Raw genomic sequence first — 17,617 nt, 5'->3', positions numbered from 1 at the left:
CGCCCCCAGGGGTACGGAGGCCGTTGTTGGCACACAGAACACTGCGAGGGACGGGCACGAGGAGGCGCGCTGGGCCACCGTAGGAGGCGTGACGGACACCCTCGAGACCACCGACGACATCCAGGCCGACCACTTCGGCGCGACGACGGCCGCCGCCGGCGAATGGCACCGCCCCGACCCCCGGGACGACGGCTACGTGCCGCTGCGCTCCTACGGGGCGATCGGCGACGGTCGGACCGTCGCCCTCATCGCCCGCGACGGCCAGATCGACTGGCTGCCGATGCCCGACATGGACAGCGACCCGGTGTTCTCCGGCATCGTCGACGCCGGCAAGGGCGGACGCATCGAGCTGCGTCCCGTCGACGACGACTTCGAGGTGCAGCGCGAGTACGTCGAGAACACGAACGTCCTCGTGACCCGCTTCCGCACCTCCACGGGTGTCGTCCAGATCACCGACGCGCTGGTCACCGGCATCGCGGGGCGCCTGCCCTGGGCCGAGCTCGCCCGCCGCATCGAGGGCGTGACGGGGTCGGTCGCCATGCGCTGGGCGGTGATCCCGGGCAACACGTTCGGCACGCACCCGATTCGCCGGGTCGACACGTTGCACGGGCCGGTCCTGCGCGCCGCCGACATCAACCTGGCGCTCGTCGGCTTCGAGCACGGCCGCCTCGACTCGGTCGAACCCGGCGACGGCGAGGCCCACGGCGGGCCGCACCGGTTCTGGGGCGAGTTCACCACCCACGAGGGGTCGCGCTCGTTGATCTGTCTCTGCGGCGTCGAGGACGAACCCCTGCACCTGCCCGACCCGCACGTGGTCGACCAGGGCATCGACCGCACGGTCCGCAACTGGCAGACCTGGTCGGACGAGTTCAACTGGGTCGGCCCGTGGTCCGACGCCGTGCAGCGCAGCGCCCTCGCGCTCAAGCTGCTGATCTTCAGCCCCACCGGCGCGATCGCGGCAGCCGCCACGGCGGCCCTGCCCGAGAACTTCACCGGGGACAAGAACTGGGACTACCGCTTCGCCTGGGTACGCGACCTGGCCTACACGGTGAACGCGCTCGTCCGCTTCGGCCTGCGAGAAGAGACCCAGGCAGCCGTCTCGTGGTTGCTCTCGGCGCTCAAGGCCAACGGCCGCACGATGCACATCTTCCTCAACCTCGACGGCTCGGTGCCGGACGGCACCCACGAGACGGGGTCCGAGGGCTGGCGCGGCATCGGCCCGGTCTACAAGGGCAATCCGGCGGGCGAGCAGCTGCAGCTCGGCACCTACGCCGACATCCTGGCGATCATGAGCCAGTACGCGGCCGACGGCAACATCCTCGACGAGTCCACCGGCGACCTGCTCGCCGGTTTCGCCGACGACGCCTGCCGCCGCTGGCAGGAGAAGGACTCGGGCATGTGGGAGCTGCCGGACGAGCAGCACTACGTGAGCAGCAAGATGGGCTGCTGGCAGGCCATCGACGCCGCCCTGCACCTCACCGAGGTCGGCCAGATGCACCCCGACCCCGAGGACGTCGTCTTCTGGCGGAAGAACCGCGACCTGATCGAGGACTGGGTCGCCGAGCACGGCTGGAACGAGAAGATCGGCTCGTACGTCATGTACCCGGGCAGCGAGAAGCTCGACGCGTCGGTGCTGCTGCACGCCCCCAGCGGTTTCGACCGCGGCGAGCGCATGTCCCGCACCATCGACGCGATGCAGCGCGGGCTCTCGGCCGGCCCCCTGCTGTTCCGCTACAGCGAGGTCGATCAGGAGGAAGGCACGTTCGTGGCCTGTGCCTTCTGGCTCGCCAGCGCCCTGGCGTGCGTGGGCCGTCAGGAGGAAGCGGTCGAGCTGATGGACCAGCTCGTGCAGCAGCCGAACGACGTGGGCCTGCTGACAGAGATGATCAGCGCCGACGACGGGCAGTTCCTCGGCAACGTGCCGCAGGGCCTCAGCCACCTCGCCCTCGTCAACGCGGCGATCACCATCGACGAGATGAGCCGTGAGGGCACCACCGACGACATGGAGGGCCAGTGACGAACGACCACTCGACGCCGATGCCACCGGCGACCCCCGACGACCTCGCTCTCGTCGACGCGTGGTGGCGGGCCGCCAACTACCTGACCGTCGGGCAGATCTACCTGATGGACAACGCGCTGCTCACGCGGCCGATCGCGCGCGACGACATCAAACCGCGCCTCCTCGGCCACTGGGGCACGTCGCCCGCGCTGAGCTTCGTCTACGCGCACCTCAACCGCGTGATCCGGCGCGACGACCGCGACCTCTTGTACGTCTGCGGCCCGGGGCACGGCGGGCCGGCCATGGTCGCCAACACGTACCTCGAGGGCACCTACAGCGAGCTGTTCCCCGAGGTGACGCAAGACGCGGCGGGACTGCAGAAGCTCTTCACGCAGTTCTCGTTCCCGGGCGGCATCCCGTCGCACGCGGCACCCGAGACCCCGGGGTCGATCAACGAGGGCGGTGAACTCGGGTACTCGTTGAGCCACGCCTACGGTGCGGTGCTCGACGACCCCGACCTGGTGGCCGTCTGCGTCATCGGCGACGGCGAGGCCGAGACCGGGCCATTGGCGACGAGCTGGCACGCGAACAAGCTGCTCGACGCCCGACACGACGGGGCCGTGCTGCCGATCCTCAACCTCAACGGCTACAAGATCGCCAACCCGACGGTGCTCTCGCGCATCCCCGAGGGCGAACTGCTCGAGCTGATGCGGGGCTACGGATACGAGCCGCTCGTCGTCGCGGGCGGTTTCGACGGCGAGGACCCGATGCGGGTGCACGAGCGCATGGCCGCCGCCCTCGACCACGCCTTCCTCCGCATCGACGAGCTGCAGCGGGAGGCCCGCGACGGCGACGGCACCGCACGCCCGCGGTGGCCCATGATCGTGCTGCGGACCCCCAAGGGGTGGACGGGCCCGAAGGTCGTCGACGGCGAGCGCGTCGAGGGCACCTGGCGCGCACACCAGGTGCCGCTCAGCGGCGTGCGCGAGGACGACGGTCACCGGGCGCAGCTCGACGACTGGATGCGGTCGTACGGCGCCGACGAGCTCTTCGACGAGACGGGTCGGCCGGTGGCCTGGCTCGACGGACTCCGCCCGCGGGGAGCGAAGCGCATGAGCGCGATCCCGGCGTCCAACGGTGGTCTCGTGCGTCGTGACCTGCACCTCACGGACTACCGTGCGCACGCGGTCGAGACCTCCGACGATCGCCGCACCCAGGCCGAGGCCACACGCGTCCTCGGCCGGTGGCTCGCCGAGATCGTGCGCGACAACCCGTCGACCTTCCGTCTCTTCGGGCCCGACGAGACGGTGTCCAACCGACTCGACCCGGTGTTCGACGTGACCGAGCGGGTGTGGGCGGCCGACATCTGGCCCGACGACGAGCACGTGGCCCGAAGCGGCCGCGTGATGGAGGTGCTGAGCGAGCACCTGCTGCAGGGACTCATGGAGGGCTACCTGCTGACCGGGCGCCACGGGCTGCTCAACACCTACGAGGCCTTCGTGCACATCGTGGACTCGATGTTCAACCAGCATGCGAAGTGGCTCGAGAGTGCCGACGAGATCGACTGGCGCGCGCCGATCTCGTCGTTCACCTACCTGTTGTCGTCGCACGTCTGGCGGCAGGACCACAACGGCTTCTCGCACCAGGATCCCGGGTTCCTCGACGTCGTCGTCAACAAGCAGGCGCACCTCGTGCGCATCTACCTGGCCCCCGACGCCAACACGCTGCTCGCCGTCGCCGACCACGCGTTCCGCACGACCGACACGGTCAACGTGATCGTCGCCGGCAAACAGGAATCCCCCGCCTGGCTGTCGCTGCCCGAGGCCGAGGAGCACGTCCGACGCGGCGTCGGCATCTGGGAGTGGGCAGGCACCGAGGGGACTCCCGTCGACGGGGTCGACCCCGACGTGGTGCTGGCCTGCGCGGGCGACGTGCCGACCCTCGAGACCGTGGCGGCCGCCGACCTGCTCCGTCAGGTGCTGCCGTCCCTGACCACGCGCGTCGTCAACGTGGTCGACCTGATGCGGCTGCAGGACGCGAGGGAGCACTCGCACGGCCTCACGGACGACGACTTCGACGCACTCTTCACGACCTCGAAGCCGATCGTCTTCGACTTCCACGGCTACCCGTCGCTCGTCCACCGGCTCACCTACCGCCGCACGAACCACGCGAACCTGCACGTGCGCGGCTTCCAGGAGAAGGGCACCACCACGACGCCGTTCGACATGGCCATGCTCAACGACATCGACCGCTACCGGTTGGTGCTCGACGTGCTCCACCGCGTACCGGGCCTGGCCGACGAGCACCCCGAGCTGGTGGCGGACGTCGAGTCGCGGCGCGAGGCGGCCCGGGCGTACGCCTACGAGCACGGCGAGGACCACCCCGACGTCACCGGCTGGCAGTTCGGCGCCTAGGGGTGCGACAAGCCGCCGCGCCGGGCGTACGGTCGGGCGCATGACACCGAAGGACGAGACTCCCCCGCAGCTGAAGAACCCCGACATGTACGAGGCACTCCGCGACGAGGGGGCGTCGAAGGAGAAGGCCGCGCGCATCTCGAACGCCGCCGCCCAGAAGGGCAACAGCGAGAAGAAGGTGGCCGCCAAGGGCGGGAAGTCCGGGTCGTACGACGACTGGACGGTGGAGGAACTCAAGGCACGCGCGAAGGAATTCGGCGTGACCGGCTACTCCGACCTGAAGAAGGCCGACCTGATCGAGGCGCTCCGCGAACACTGACCGTCGCGGTCAGCCGGCCTTCTTCTTCGGGGCCGCCTTCTTGCCGGAGGCGGACGAGGCGGGCTTCTTCCTCGCCGCGGAACCCGACCCTCCGGACGTCGACCGCGAGGACTCCTGCTTCGAGGGCTCCTTCTTCGCAGGCGACTTCTTCGCGGCGGGTTTCGTCGCCGACGTCGACGCGGCCTTCTTGGTCGGCTTCGGATGTCCGCCCGACCGGTTCTTCTCGACCGACCGACGCAGCGCCTCCATCAGGTCGATGACCTCGCCGCCCTCGTCGTCGTCCTCGGGCTTCTCGCCGAAGGTGGCGTCCGTGTCGAGCGACTCACCTTCCTCCAGCTTCGCGTCGATCAGCTGTCGCAATTGCTCCTGGTAGTCGTCGCTGAAGTCCGCGGGCTCGAAGTCGTCGCTCAACGAGTCCACGAGCGACGACGACATGTCGAGCTCCTTGTCGCTGACGCGCGTCTGCTTCTCGAGCGCCGGGAACCGTGCCTCGCGCACCTCGTCGTCCCAGAGCAGGGTCTGCAGCATCAGCACGTCGCCGCGGACGCGCAGGGCCGCGAGCCGGGTCTTCTGCCGCAGCGAGAAGTGGACGATGGCCGTGCGGTCGGTCTCCTCGAGGGTCCGGCGCAGCAGCACGTAGGCCTTGGGCGAGGTGCCGTCCGGCTCGAGGAAGTAACTGCGGTCGAGCATGATCGGGTCGACCTGGTCGCTCGGGACGAACTCGAGCACGTCGATCTCGCGCGAGCGCTCCTCGGGGAGCGACTTCAGGTCGTCACCCGTGATCACCACGGTGCGGTCGCCGTCGTCGTACGCCTTGTCGATGTGCTCGTAGTCGACGACCTTGCCGCAGATCTCGCACTTCCGCTGGTACCGGATGCGGCCGCCGTCGGCGTCGTGCACCTGGTGCAGGGACACGTCGTGGTCCTCGGTGGCGCTGTACAACTTGACGGGGACGTTGACGAGCCCGAACGTGATCGCGCCCTTCCAGATCGATCGCATGACGCTCATCTTTCTCCGCGTGCGATCCGAATGACCACCGGTGGGGTACAGACCCCCGAGCGGCGGAGGCGCGGCGAGGGCACCGTGGACGTCATGAGCCAATACGACAAGAAGAACCCGGTCGACCTCTACCCCGCGCCGCCGTTCCCGAAGCAGGAGCAGTCGCTGCCGGGCGAGGCCTGGAAGATGGACCCCAAGCCCGACCACGGCGAGACCAGCTACGTCGGCAAGGAGCGCCTCACCGGCTTCCGCGGCGTCGTCACCGGCGCGGACTCGGGCATCGGTCGCGCCGCCGCGATCGCGCTCAGCCGCGAGGGCGCCGACCTCGTGCTCAGCTACCTTCCCAGCGAGCAGAAGGACGCCGAGGAGGTGCGCGACCTGCTCGAGGGCGAGGGGCGCAAGGCCGTCCTCGTCCCCGGCGACATCTCGGACGAGCAGTACTGCAAGGACCTCGTGCAGAAGGCCGTCGACGAGTTCGGCGGGCTCGACACCCTCGTCATGGTGGCTGGTCGGATGAAGAGCAACGACGACATCCTCACGCTCACCACCGAGGACATCGACTCGACCATCAAGACCAACGTCTACTCGCTGTTCTGGCTGACCCAGGCCGCCATCCCCCACCTCGAGCCCGGTTCGTCGATCGTGACGACCGGCTCGGTGCAGGGCACGCAGCCGAGCCCGGACAAGATCGACTACGCGCTCACCAAGGGTGCGATCGGCGTCTTCACCTCGGGCCTCGCGCAGCAGCTCGCGCCCAAGGGAATCCGCGTCAACCAGGTCTCCCCCGGCCCGGTCTGGACGCCCCTGCAGCCCGGCTCCGACGACGCCGAGACGGTGTCGCAGTTCGGCGGCCAGGCGCCGTTCGGTCGCCCCGGCCAGCCCGCCGAGCTCGCCGCCGCGTACGTGCACCTGGTGAGCCCGGAGTCGAGCTACACCTCGGGCGCGACCATCACGATCGCCGGAGCGATGCCCGCGGTCTGATCCGCGCCTCCTCGGCTCCGTCGTCCCGACGACGCCACGGCCCGTCGTCCCGCCCCGCGGGGAGGCGGGCCGTGGTCGATCCGGCGGGTCCCCGTCGTCGGCGGCGGGTCGGCGCCGACCCGTCGCCGACGACACGGACCCACAGCCGGGTAGAACGAGAACCACACGAGACAGGGAGGCGCGCGATGGCGGGCAAGGGACGCGGCGAGACGGTCGAGGTCGGCGGGCACCGGTTGCAGTTGACGAACCTCGACAAGGTCCTCTACCCGGACGCCGGCACGACCAAGGCCGACGTCCTGGGCTACTACGCCGCCGTCGCGGAGTGGATGCTGCCGCACGTCGAGGGTCGGCCGGCCACCCGCAAGCGCTGGGTGAACGGCGTCGACGGCGAGGTGTTCTTCGAGAAGAACCTGCCCGACTCCGCGCCCGACTGGGTCGCCCGGCACACCCTCGAGCACAAGGACCACGCCAACGTCTACCCGATGGTGAACGACGTCGCGACGCTCACCTGGCTGGCGCAGGTCGCCGCGCTCGAGGTGCACGTGCCGCAGTGGCGGTTCGGCCCGAAGGGGGCGCAGCGCAACCCCGACCGGCTGGTGCTCGACCTCGACCCGGGCGAAGGCGTCGGCCTCGCCGAGTGCGTCGCCGTGGCGCAGCTGCTCAAGCCGATCGTCGAGGGCATGGGCCTCGAGCTGATGCCCGTGACGAGCGGCAGCAAGGGCGTGCACCTGTACGCCCGGCTCGACGGGAGGCAGACCAGTGCCCAGGTCGGCGAGGTCGCCCACGAACTGGCCCGTGCGATGGAGGCCGACCACCCCGACCTCGTGCTCAGCACCATGGGCAAGGCCGACCGCCGGGGCAAGGTGCTGCTCGACTGGTCGCAGAACAACGGCAACAAGACGACGGTCGCCCCGTACTCGCTGCGGGGTCGGTCCCGGCCGACCGTGGCGATGCCTCGCACCTGGCGCGAACTCGCGTCGAAGACCCTGGCGCAGCTCGAGTACACCGACGTGCTCTCGCGCCTGAAGCGGCGCGGCGACCCCCTGGCCGACGTCTCGGCGCACGTGCCGGTGCCCTCGGGCGAGCTGGGCGAGGACTTCCGCAACACCGAGGCCCCCGACCACGACCCCACCGAGAAGGTGCGCGACCGCCTCGAGGTCTACCGCTCGAAGCGCGACGCGTCGAAGACCGCCGAGCCCGTGCCCGCCGAGGCCCCTGCCTCGACCGACGGCACGAGCTTCGTCATCCAGGAGCACCACGCCAGCTCGCTGCACTGGGACTTCCGCCTCGAGCACGACGGCGTGCTGGTCAGCTGGGCGTTGCCGAAGGGCGAGCCCGACGACCCGGGCACGAACCACCTCGCCGTCCAGACCGAGGACCACCCGCTCGAGTACGGCACCTTCGAGGGCACGATCGCCAAGGGCGAGTACGGCGCCGGCGAGGTGACCATCTGGGACTCCGGCGAGTACGAGCTCGAGAAGTGGCGGGAGGGCAAGGAGGTGATCGTCGTGCTGCACGGCGAGCAGCGCGGCACCCGACGCGTCGCGTTGATCCACACCGGCCACGGCGGTGGGCGGGCGGAATCGAACTGGCTGATCCACCGCATGAAGGACGACGCGGGCGACGTCGGCTCGCACGACGGCGCTTCCGTCGGCAACTCAGGAGGACGACCGCATCGAGCCCGGAAGACGACCGAAGACGCGCGATCCCCTGAGTTGCCGCCGTCCGCGCGGGCGAATCGACGAGGCGACGCCCGTAACTCCTCACGCACGCCGCACGCGACCGGCGGCTCCCCCGAGACCTCGGGCCGCGCCTCCTCGGCTCGCGACGGGAAGCAGGAGTTCCCGGCACCCGACCCGGTCGCGCCGATGCTGGCGACGACGGGCGACGCGCACGACGTGTCCGAGGGCGGGTGGGCGTTCGAGATGAAGTGGGACGGCATCCGCGCCGTGGCGGTCGTCCACGACGGCGCGGTCACGCTGACCAGCCGCAACGGCAACGACCTCACCCCGGCCTACCCCGAGCTGCAGGTGCTGGCGGAGCGGGTCGACAGCGAAGGAGGCGCGGTGCTCGACGGCGAGATCGTGGCCGTCGACGAGAAGGGTCGCCCCGACTTCGGCCTGCTCCAGACGCGCATGGGGTTGACGCGGTCGCGCGACGTGGCGCGAGCCGCCGCGGGCGCGCCGGTGAAGCTGCTGCTGTTCGACGTCATGCGGGCCGAAGGGCGCTCGCTCGTGAAGGACGAGTACGACGACCGGCGTGAGGTGCTCGAGCGGATCGTCGAGAGCGGCGGGGCCGTCGACGTGCCCCCGGCGTTCGACGGGGACCTGGAGGCGGCGGTCGCCACCTCGAAGCGCCTGCGCCTCGAGGGCGTGGTCGCCAAGCGGCGCGACGCGACGTACAGCGCCGGTCGACGGTCCCGCGCCTGGATCAAGATGAAGCACCACCAGACGCAGGAGGTCGTGATCGCGGGCTGGCGCGCCGGTGCCGGCCGGAGGGCCGACGGCGTCGGCTCGCTCCTGATGGGCGTGCCGGGCGAGGACGGGCTGCATTACGTCGGCCGGGTCGGCACGGGGTTCACCGACCGCGAGCTCGACGAGCTGTTGCCGGCGTTGCGCGCCGCCGAGCGGAAGACCAGCCCCTTGGTGGGCGTGCCCGCCGTGGACGCCCGCGGCGCCCACTGGGTCACCCCGTCGCGGGTGGTCGAGGTGTCGATCGCCGAGTGGACCTCGACCGGGCGGCTGCGGCAGCCGAGCTGGCGCGGGTGGCGGCCCGACAAGTCGCCGGACGACGTCGTCCGCGAGGGGTGAGGCCGGGCCGTCGGACGACGGGGCATCGATCGGCGCCCGGCGGGTGTTGAGTGCAGCATGAGCACACCTCCCCCGCCCCGAGCGACGCCGCGACCCTGCGCGGCAGGCGGGTCGTCCTCGTGGTTGCCGTGCTGGCCTCGTTCGTGGCGTTCCTCGACGGCTCGATCGTCACCGTGGCGCTGCCCGCGATCGCCCGCGAACTCGGCACCGGCACGGGAGGCGGCGCGACGGCCGACGACGGCGCGGGCCTCGCCCTGCAGCAATGGGTCGTCGACGCCTACCTGCTGACGCTCGGATCGCTCATGCTCGTCGCCGGCTCGCTCAGCGACACGTTCGGCCGGGTGCGGGTGCTGCGCGCGGGCCTGATCGGCTTCGCCGTGACGAGCGTGCTCGCCGCCCTCGCCCCCGACCCGGGCCTGCTGATCGCCGCCCGGGCCCTGCAGGGCGTGACCGCGGCCCTCCTCGTGCCGAGCAGCCTCGCCCTCATCACCTCGACCTTCAGCGGCCCGGCACAGGGCAAGGCCATCGGCAGCTGGACGGCCTGGACCGGCGTCGCGTTCCTGATCGGTCCGCTGACCGGGGGCGCGCTCGTCGACACGCTCGGCTGGCGCTGGGTCTTCGCCGTCGTCGTCGTGCCCGTCGTCCTCACCCTCGTGCTGATGACCCGGTTGCCCGGCGACGCCCACCGGGGGCGCGACGGTGCTCCCCCGCGGGTCGACGTCGTGGGCGCCGTGCTGGCCGCGGTGGGCCTCGCCGGACCGGTCTTCGCGCTCATCGAGGGGCAGCGCGTCGGGTTCGGCACCTGGTTCGTCGTCACGCCGCTCGTGGTCGGCCTCGCCGCGCTCGCCGCCTTCGTCTGGTGGGAGCGCCGCTCACCCGCTCCGATGATGCCGCTGACGCTGTTCCGGACCCGTACCTTCACCGTCGGCAACCTGGCCACCGTCGGCATCTACGCGGCCCTCAGCCTCGGCACCCTGACCATCCCCCTGGTGGTGCAAGAACTGGCGGGTCTGACGGCGACCCTGGCCGGGCTCGTCACCCTGCCGACGACGATCGTGTCGCTGCTGTTCTCGACCCTGTTCGGCACGCTCGCCGCCACCCACGGCCCGCGCCCGTTCATGACGGCCGGGCCGCTGATCACGGCGAGCGGGTTCCTCTGGATGCTGATGGTCGCCGATCCGATCGACGTCTGGTGGCAGGTCGTGCCCGGCGTGGTCCTCTTCGGCTTCGGCCTGTCGGTGACCGTGGCTCCGCTCACCTCGACGGTGCTGTCGCAGATCCCGGCCGGCCAGTCGGGCATCGCCTCCGCCGTCAACAACGCCATCTCGCGCGTGGCCGGGCTCGTCGCGGTCGCGTTCCTCGGGGTCATCGCCGGAGGCGCGCTCACGGTGGGCGGGTTCCATCGCGTCGTGATCGTGGTCGCCGTGCTGCTCGGGGTGAGCGCGCTGGTGTCGTTCGTCGGTCTGCGCGACCGCACCCGCGCCTCCTGAGGGCGCCGGCGCGAGGCGACCAGCCGCACGCGACCAGCAGGAGGCGCGGCGTCAGGGCCCGAAGCGGCGCCAGGACGCGTCCTGCTGGGCCAGGCGGCGCAGGGCGAGCAGGAGCGGCTCGACCAACACGGTGCCGAGCACGACGTACTGCACCGCGGCGTCCACCGAATCGACCGGGATGCCCGCGATCTCGGCCTCGGCGACCTCGGCCATCGACCGCGCGTAGCCGTCGAGCGTCGCGTCGGGCAGCTCGAACCCTGCGGCCTCGAGTCCGTCGACCGCGACCTCGAGGGCGGCGAGCACGTCGGCCGACCCCGGATCGATCGTCCACCCCCACCCGGCCACGAGCGCTTCGGCCCGCGACAGGTCGACGCCCTCGGGGGCCGTCGTCGTGACGGCCGACTGGGCGACGCCGAGCACCTCGGCGACCGTCTCGTGCTCACCGTCGAGCTGCCCGAGGACGGCGCGCGCGCCGGCGACGCTGAGCCCGCCCGCGCCGAGCAACGCCCGGACGAGCCGCAGGCGGCGCACGTGGTCGTCCCCGTACCGGGCCTGGGTGGCGCTGGTGCGCTCGCCCTCGGGCAGCAGCCCCTCGCGCAGGTAGTACTTGATCGTGGCGACCGGCACCCCGGTCGTCTCGGCGAGCTGGGAGATGCGCACGGACTGCCCCTTGACATTGGATAGCGCGACTCTCCAATATTGGAGAGCGCCACTATCCATCTAAGGAGACATCATGTCGAGAGTCAACCCGGGCCGCACCACGCACGAGCACGACGGCGAACTCGTCGTCTTCCTGATCGGCATGACCGTCAACCGCTGGTGGCGGCCCGACCAGTGGGGGCCGGTGTTCGCGGCGATGGGACCGATGCTCACCGAGTTGTTCCGTGATCCCGAGAGCGGGCTCGCGGGCATGAGGCTGACGCTCGGACGTGGCGGGCCGGTGCTCGTGCAGTACTGGACCTCGCTCGAGAAGCTCTACGCCTATGCCAGCTCGCCGCAGCAGGCGCACCGGCCGGCCTGGATGGCGTTCAACCGTCGGGCACGCACGGCCCCGGGGGCCGTCGGCATCTGGCACGAGACCTTCGTGGTCGAGCGCGCCGAGAGCATGTACGTCGGCATGGCGCCGTCGGGGCTGGCCCGGGCGACCAGGTCGGTGCCGGTCGGTCCGCGCAGCGACACCGCGCGGGCCCGGGCCGCGAGCGGCCGGACCCCCGGCACCGCGTCGGCCTGACGCCGCGTGCCGCCCCGCCGCGCCGCGTCCGTCACCGCACCGCGTGTCGTGCACCGCACCCGGTCGAGACGAGGTGCCGTGCACGGGACGCGGTGCGCTGTCGGCCGGTCGCGTCAAGCCCCCACGGGCCCCATTGCCCTCGAGTCGCCTGTGACCCTACGATGAGCCAGACGTGAGCCGCCCTCGTTCGGGGGTGGCTCCAGCTATGTCGTGAGACAGCCGTGATTACAAGGGAGTAATCGTGTCCGCTGCCCCTGCCCGCTCTTCCTCGACCCCTCGGTCGCGAGCCCCGCGCCGTCCGCGTCGCGGTCTCGCGCTCGCCGCCGGGACCGCCGCCGCGGCGCTGCTGCTCAGCGGCCTGCCCGCGATCGCCGCGCAGGCCGCACCGGTCGACCTCGCCCGCTTCGGCACGGTGACCGCCTCGGCGAGCCAGGCCGACGGCGACGGCACGTTCCCGGCCGAGGCCCTGATCGACGGCGATCCGGCGACCCGCTGGGCGAGCGGCAACGGGCCCGACGAGGACGTCGAGTTCACCGCGTCGGTGATCGTCGACCTCGGCGGCACCGCCCGCGTCGACGCGATCGGCCTCGACTGGGAGGCCTCGTACGCGACCGACTACACGGTCGACGTCACGTCGGGCGACCCGACCCTGCCGGCGAGCTGGACCACCGCGCAGACCGTCGCGAGCGACGGCGGCCGCGACGACGTGACCCTGTCGACGCCCACCGAGGCCCGGTACGTGCGCGTCAGCATGCTGCACCGGTCGGCTGCGACCTGGGACCCGGCGCGCCCCCACTTCTACGGCTACTCGGCCTTCGGCCTGCAGGTCTTCGGTGAGGCCGAGACGCGCTCGGTCACCTTCGACCGGTCGACCGCGACCGTCGCGGCCGGCCAGACCCTGACCGCGGGCCTCAGCTTGACCGGTCCGAGCGACGAGCCGGTCACCGTCCGGGTGCGCTCCACCGGCGGCACGGCGGTGGCGGGCACCGACTACACGGCGCTCGACGAGACCGTCACGTTCGCGCCCGGCGAGACCAGCGCCTCCGTGGACCTCGTCACGACCTCGACGGGCGCCCTCACGCCCCGCAGGTCGATCGAGCTGACCGCGTCCGAGCCGAGCGACCCGACGGTCGTCGGCACGCGGGCCACGCTCACCGTGGCGCTCACCCCGACGGGCACCCTGCCGAACGTCGGCGCGACCACGGTGCTCGACGACTTCGAGGGCGGCGTGCCGAGCGGCTACTTCGGCTGGGGCCAGAGCCCTGCCGTCACCCCGACCCTCGAGACCGGGGAGGCGCAGCGCGAGGGAGCGACCGGCGTCCAGGCCCTGCGCGTCACCGTCGTCGGCCCGACCACCGCCGAGAGCTGGTTCGGCTTCTCGCACGACGTCCCCGCCACGGACTGGAGCGACCACGACGGCTTCTCGTTCTGGTTCAAGGGCGCCGCCTCGGGCCTGCCCCTGCGCTACGAGCTGAAGAACGGCGACGGCGCCCTCTTCGAGCAGACCGTCGTCGACGACAGCGCGGACTGGAAGCAGGTCAGCGTGCTGTTCGCCGACCTCCGTCAGAAGGGCCAGCCGTCCAGCGACCTGCGCTTCGACCCGTCGGCGTCGACCGGCTTCGCCGTGACCCTGACCGGCCTCGGCGCGGGCACCTGGCAGGTCGACGACGTCGCCCTCTTCGAGCGCGCGACGATGATCGAGGACTTCGAAGGCGACGTCCCGCTCGGCACGACGGCCGACCCGCTCGGCTTCTTCACCTGGGGTTCACCCGCGCCGCTCGAGCCCACCATCAGCCGCGACGTCACCGTGCAGGAGCGCGACGGCCGCGCCGACAACCACGTGCTGAGCGGCACCTCGTCGATCCCGGCCGGCGGCTACGGCGGCCTCAGCCACAACCTCGCCGACAGCCAGGACTGGTCGAGCTACCAGGGCCTGCGCTTCTGGTGGTACGCCTCGCAGGCGAACAACCCGGCCTCCCCGACGGCGGGCGCCGACATCAAGGTCGAGCTCAAGGACGGCGACCCGGCCGGCGGCGACAGCGCCGAGACCAGCGAGCTGTGGGCGACGACCTTCAAGGACAACTGGGGCAGCAGCACCAACCGCTGGAAGCTCGTCGAGCTGCCCTTCTCGGCGTTCACGCCGTCCGGCTACCAGCCGGGTGACGCCGCGACGACGAACGGCACCCTCGACCTGACGAGCGCGTTCGGCTACTCGTTCACCTTCACCCCGGGCACGCCCGCCCCGGTCGGCTACGCCCTCGACGACACGCAGCTCTACGGCACCCCGGCGAGCGCCGCGTCCGTCACGGTCGACCCGTCGCAGGACGTCTACCTGGTGGACGCCGGCGGCTCGGTCGAGATCCCGCTGACCGTGACGACGGCGGGCGACGAGCCGTTGGCGTCGGACGTGTCGGTCGACTGGTCGACCGCCGACGGCACGGCCGTCGAGGGCACCGACTACGACGCGGCCTCGGGCACCGTGACCTTCGCGGCGGGGACCGCCTCGGGGACGGCGCAACCCGTGACCGTGTCGACCCGCGCCTCCTCGGGGGCCGCCGAGTCGAAGGAGTTCGCGGTCACGCTGGCCTCGACCACGGCGAAGGTCGGTGACGGTCCGCGCGTCGTGATCGGCGCGCACGACCTGCCGTACCTCGACCCGTCGCTGCCGACGGCCGACCGCGTCGCCGACCTGCTCGGCCGCATGACGCTCGACGAGAAGGTGGGCCAGATGGCGCAGGCCGAGCGGCTCGGCCTGTCGTCGCCGCAGGACGTCAGCGGACGCGCGCTCGGCTCGCTGCTGAGCGGTGGCGGCTCGGTGCCCGAGGGCAACACCGCGGTGGCCTGGGCCGACATGGTCGACGCGTACCAGCGCGAGGCGCTGTCGACTCGCCTGCAGATCCCGATGGTCTACGGCGTGGACGCCGTCCACGGCCACAGCAACGTGGTGGGCGCGACGATCTTCCCGCACAACACCGGCCTCGGCGCGACCCGCGACCCGGCCCTCGTCGAGCGGATCGCCGAGGTCACGGCGACCGAGGTGCGCGCGACGGGCGTGCCGTGGACCTTCGCCCCCTGCCTCTGCGTGTCCCGCGACGAGCGGTGGGGCCGCAGCTACGAGTCGTTCGGCGAGGACCCCGACCTGGTTCGCACCTTCGCCGCCCCGTCGGTGATCGGCCTGCAGGGTGAGGACCCGACCGACATCGGCGGCGCCGACGAGGTGCTGGCCACGGCCAAGCACTGGGCCGGAGACGGCGGCACGAGCTACGACGAATCCGTGGCCGGCACGGGTGCGTACCCGATCGACCAGGGCGTCACGCACGCCGACTCGCTCGAGGACTTCACCCGGCTGCACGTCGACCCGTACCTGCCGGCACTCGAGGCGGGCGTGGGCACGATCATGCCGTCGTACTCGGCGGTCGACCTGGGCGACGGGCCCGTGCGCATGCACGAGAACGCGGCACTGAACGACGATCTGTTGAAGGGCGACCTGGGGTTCCAGGGCTTCCTGATCAGCGACTGGGAGGGCATCGACAAGCTGCCCGGCGGCAGCTACGCCGACAAGGCCGTGCGCTCGGTGAACGCCGGGCTCGACATGGCGATGGCGCCGTACAACTACGGCGCGTTCATCGACGCGATCGTGGCGGCCGTCCGCTCCGGTGACGTGGCCGAGTCGCGGGTCGACGACGCCGTGCGTCGCATCCTCACGCAGAAGTTCGACCTCAACCTGTTCGAGCAGCCGTTCGCCGACCGCACCAACGTCGACGGCGTCGGCTCGGCCGAGAACCGCGCCGTCGCCCGTCAGGCCGCCGGCGAGTCGCAGGTGCTGCTGAAGAACGCCGGAGGCGCGCTGCCGTTGGCCGCGGACGCCGACCTGTACGTGGCCGGCTCCAGCGCGGACGACCTCGGCCGCCAGATGGGCGGCTGGACGATCAGCTGGCAGGGCGGATCGGGCGACACGACGACGGGCACGAGCATCGCCGAGGGCATCCGTGAGGTCGCTCCCGGCGCTTCGGTCACCCTCAGCCCCGACGCCTCGGCACCGATCGGCGCCGGTCAGACCGGTGTCGTCGTGGTCGGCGAGCGTCCGTACGCCGAGGGTCAGGGCGACGTGCCGAACAACGGCTCGAGCCTGTCGCTGACGGCCTCCGACCAGGCGATCGTCGACACGGTCTGCGCCGCTGCCGCATCGTGCGTGGTGCTCGTGGTCTCGGGCCGACCGCAACTGCTCGGCGACGTCGTGAGCGTCGCGGACGCGGTCGTCGCGTCGTCGCTGCCGGGCTCCGAGGGCGCCGGCGTCGCCGACGTGCTGTTCGGCGATCGACCGTTCACCGGGCGCCTGCCCGTGACCTGGGCGGCCCGTGCCGACCAGGTGCCGATCAACGTGGGCGACGCCGACTACGAGCCGCTCTACCCGTACGGCTGGGGCCTGCGCACCGACGGTGCCCGCGAGCGTCTGGAGGCGCTGGTCGCCTCCCTGCCCGAGGGCGCCTCCCGAGCGGCGGTGCAGGCCGTGCTCGACGCCGACGTGTGGGACGGCGACGGTGCCGTGACGGACGCCGCCGCCGCGCTGCGCCTCCTGCTCGCCGCCGTCGCCCCGGTCGGCGGGACCGACCTCGGTGCGATGTCCACGGCGGACGCCCTCGTGTCGGTCGCCCGCGACCTCGCCCAGCAGGCGATGGTGGACGGCACGGCGGTCGACGGGTCGGCGGCCCTGACGGCCGACGCCGAGAACGCGCTGCAGCGCGGTCTGCCGGACGTGGCGCTGGCCGGGTTCGCGACGGTGCTCGGCATCGACCTGGACGTCGTCGAGCCGACGAAGGTCGTCGTGCCCGGCACGCTCGACCCCGCGACCGCCCGCCCGGGCGACACGGTGTCGATCACGGCGACCGGGTTCGTCGCCGGGGAGGACCTCGCGGGCACCGTGTTCTCGGAGCCGCAGTCGATCGGTGCCACGACGGCCACGGCGGCCGGGGTCGGCGTGCTGCGGTTCGTCGTGCCGGCCGACCTCGAACCCGGGACGCACGTCGTCGAGCTCGAGGGGACGGGACAGATCGCCCGGGCCACCCTGACGGTGCTCGCCGCGGCGGTGCCGGGCGACCCGGGGACGCCGGGTGGCGGGACGCCGGGCACGGGCACGCCGGGCACGCCGGGTGGCGGCGGGTCGGGCACGGGCTCGGGCTCGGGCGGCACCGTCGTGGCGTCGCCGGTCGGGCTCGCCTGGACCGGCTCGGGCGAGTGGATCGGCATCGCCCTCGCGGCGTTCCTGATCGTGGCGCTCGGGGTCGCCCTGCGGCTGCGTCGGACTCGCGACCGCGGCTGACGGGCCCCGCCGCACCGCGCCTCCTCCACGAACCCCGTGTCGAACGACGCACCC

General features: G+C 72.0%; 10 protein-coding genes. 8 read left to right on the top strand and 2 right to left on the bottom strand.

Annotation, left to right across the window (positions count from 1 at the left end; translation table 11 throughout):
* Positions 1-196: 196 nt before the first annotated feature.
* Genes OVA02_RS07150 through OVA02_RS07140 form a run of 3 tightly spaced genes read left to right on the top strand, consistent with a single transcriptional unit; the run spans position 197 to position 4,732 of the window.
* Complete coding sequence (locus OVA02_RS07150) at positions 197-2,017, top strand: glycoside hydrolase family 15 protein (RefSeq protein ID WP_267659691.1); 1,821 nt, start codon at positions 197-199, stop codon at positions 2,015-2,017.
* Between the two features lie 20 nt (positions 2,018-2,037).
* Positions 2,038-4,413 carry a phosphoketolase gene (locus OVA02_RS07145; RefSeq protein ID WP_267659690.1) on the top strand — a complete coding sequence of 792 codons (2,376 nt, stop codon included), beginning with the start codon at positions 2,038-2,040 and terminating at the stop codon, positions 4,411-4,413.
* 40 nt (positions 4,414-4,453) lie between these two features.
* Positions 4,454-4,732: a DUF7218 family protein gene (locus OVA02_RS07140; RefSeq protein ID WP_267659522.1), complete on the top strand. Its 279-nt coding sequence runs from the start codon at positions 4,454-4,456 to the stop codon at positions 4,730-4,732.
* 9 nt (positions 4,733-4,741) lie between these two features.
* On the opposite strand, the gene OVA02_RS07135 is transcribed toward OVA02_RS07140, so the two are convergent.
* Positions 4,742-5,731, bottom strand: coding sequence for a Ku protein (locus OVA02_RS07135; RefSeq protein ID WP_267659521.1), 990 nt, complete (start codon positions 5,729-5,731; stop codon positions 4,742-4,744).
* Positions 5,732-5,824: 93 nt separating this feature from the next.
* Here OVA02_RS07135 and OVA02_RS07130 point away from each other — a divergent pair, with 93 nt between their 5' ends.
* The 3 genes from OVA02_RS07130 (at position 5,825) to OVA02_RS07120 (ending at position 11,012) form a co-directional block, all read left to right on the top strand.
* Entirely contained in the window at positions 5,825-6,712 is an 888-nt protein-coding gene (locus tag OVA02_RS07130; RefSeq protein ID WP_267659520.1) for an SDR family oxidoreductase, read from the top strand.
* Positions 6,713-6,897: 185 nt separating this feature from the next.
* Positions 6,898-9,522, top strand: coding sequence for an ATP-dependent DNA ligase (locus OVA02_RS07125; protein WP_267659519.1), 2,625 nt, complete (start codon positions 6,898-6,900; stop codon positions 9,520-9,522).
* 50 nt (positions 9,523-9,572) lie between these two features.
* Positions 9,573-11,012 (top strand): MFS transporter, encoded by a 1,440-nt coding sequence (locus OVA02_RS07120; protein ID WP_267659518.1) that lies wholly within the window; start codon positions 9,573-9,575, stop codon positions 11,010-11,012.
* A 51-nt stretch (positions 11,013-11,063) separates the two neighbouring features.
* Here the strand turns inward: OVA02_RS07120 and OVA02_RS07115 are convergent, their stop codons facing one another.
* Entirely contained in the window at positions 11,064-11,672 is a 609-nt protein-coding gene (locus OVA02_RS07115) for a MerR family transcriptional regulator (protein WP_056048249.1), read from the bottom strand.
* Positions 11,673-11,745: 73 nt separating this feature from the next.
* On the opposite strand from OVA02_RS07115, the gene OVA02_RS07110 reads away from it, so the two are divergent.
* Positions 11,746-12,243: a DUF4188 domain-containing protein gene (locus tag OVA02_RS07110; protein ID WP_056048252.1), complete on the top strand. Its 498-nt coding sequence runs from the start codon at positions 11,746-11,748 to the stop codon at positions 12,241-12,243.
* A 241-nt stretch (positions 12,244-12,484) separates the two neighbouring features.
* Complete coding sequence (locus OVA02_RS07105) at positions 12,485-17,563, top strand: glycoside hydrolase family 3 N-terminal domain-containing protein (protein WP_267659517.1); 5,079 nt, start codon at positions 12,485-12,487, stop codon at positions 17,561-17,563.
* Positions 17,564-17,617 lie beyond the last annotated feature (54 nt).

Source organism: Frigoribacterium sp. SL97 (assembly GCF_026625765.1).
Taxonomy (GTDB): domain Bacteria; phylum Actinomycetota; class Actinomycetes; order Actinomycetales; family Microbacteriaceae; genus Frigoribacterium.
This window is presented reverse-complemented; position numbering and strand designations above follow the sequence as displayed.

What these genes read in the sequence shown, in the direction of transcription:
- OVA02_RS07145 (WP_267659690.1), top strand. Translation starts at nt 2,038, where the DNA reads ATGCCACCGGCGACCCCCGACGACCTCGCTCTCGTCGACGCGTGGTGG.
- OVA02_RS07140 (WP_267659522.1), top strand. Translation starts at nt 4,454, where the DNA reads ATGACACCGAAGGACGAGACTCCCCCGCAGCTGAAGAACCCCGACATG.
- OVA02_RS07135 (WP_267659521.1), bottom strand. Translation starts at nt 5,731, where the DNA reads ATGCGATCGATCTGGAAGGGCGCGATCACGTTCGGGCTCGTCAACGTC.
- OVA02_RS07130 (WP_267659520.1), top strand. Translation starts at nt 5,825, where the DNA reads ATGAGCCAATACGACAAGAAGAACCCGGTCGACCTCTACCCCGCGCCG.
- OVA02_RS07125 (WP_267659519.1), top strand. Translation starts at nt 6,898, where the DNA reads ATGGCGGGCAAGGGACGCGGCGAGACGGTCGAGGTCGGCGGGCACCGG.
- OVA02_RS07110 (WP_056048252.1), top strand. Translation starts at nt 11,746, where the DNA reads ATGTCGAGAGTCAACCCGGGCCGCACCACGCACGAGCACGACGGCGAA.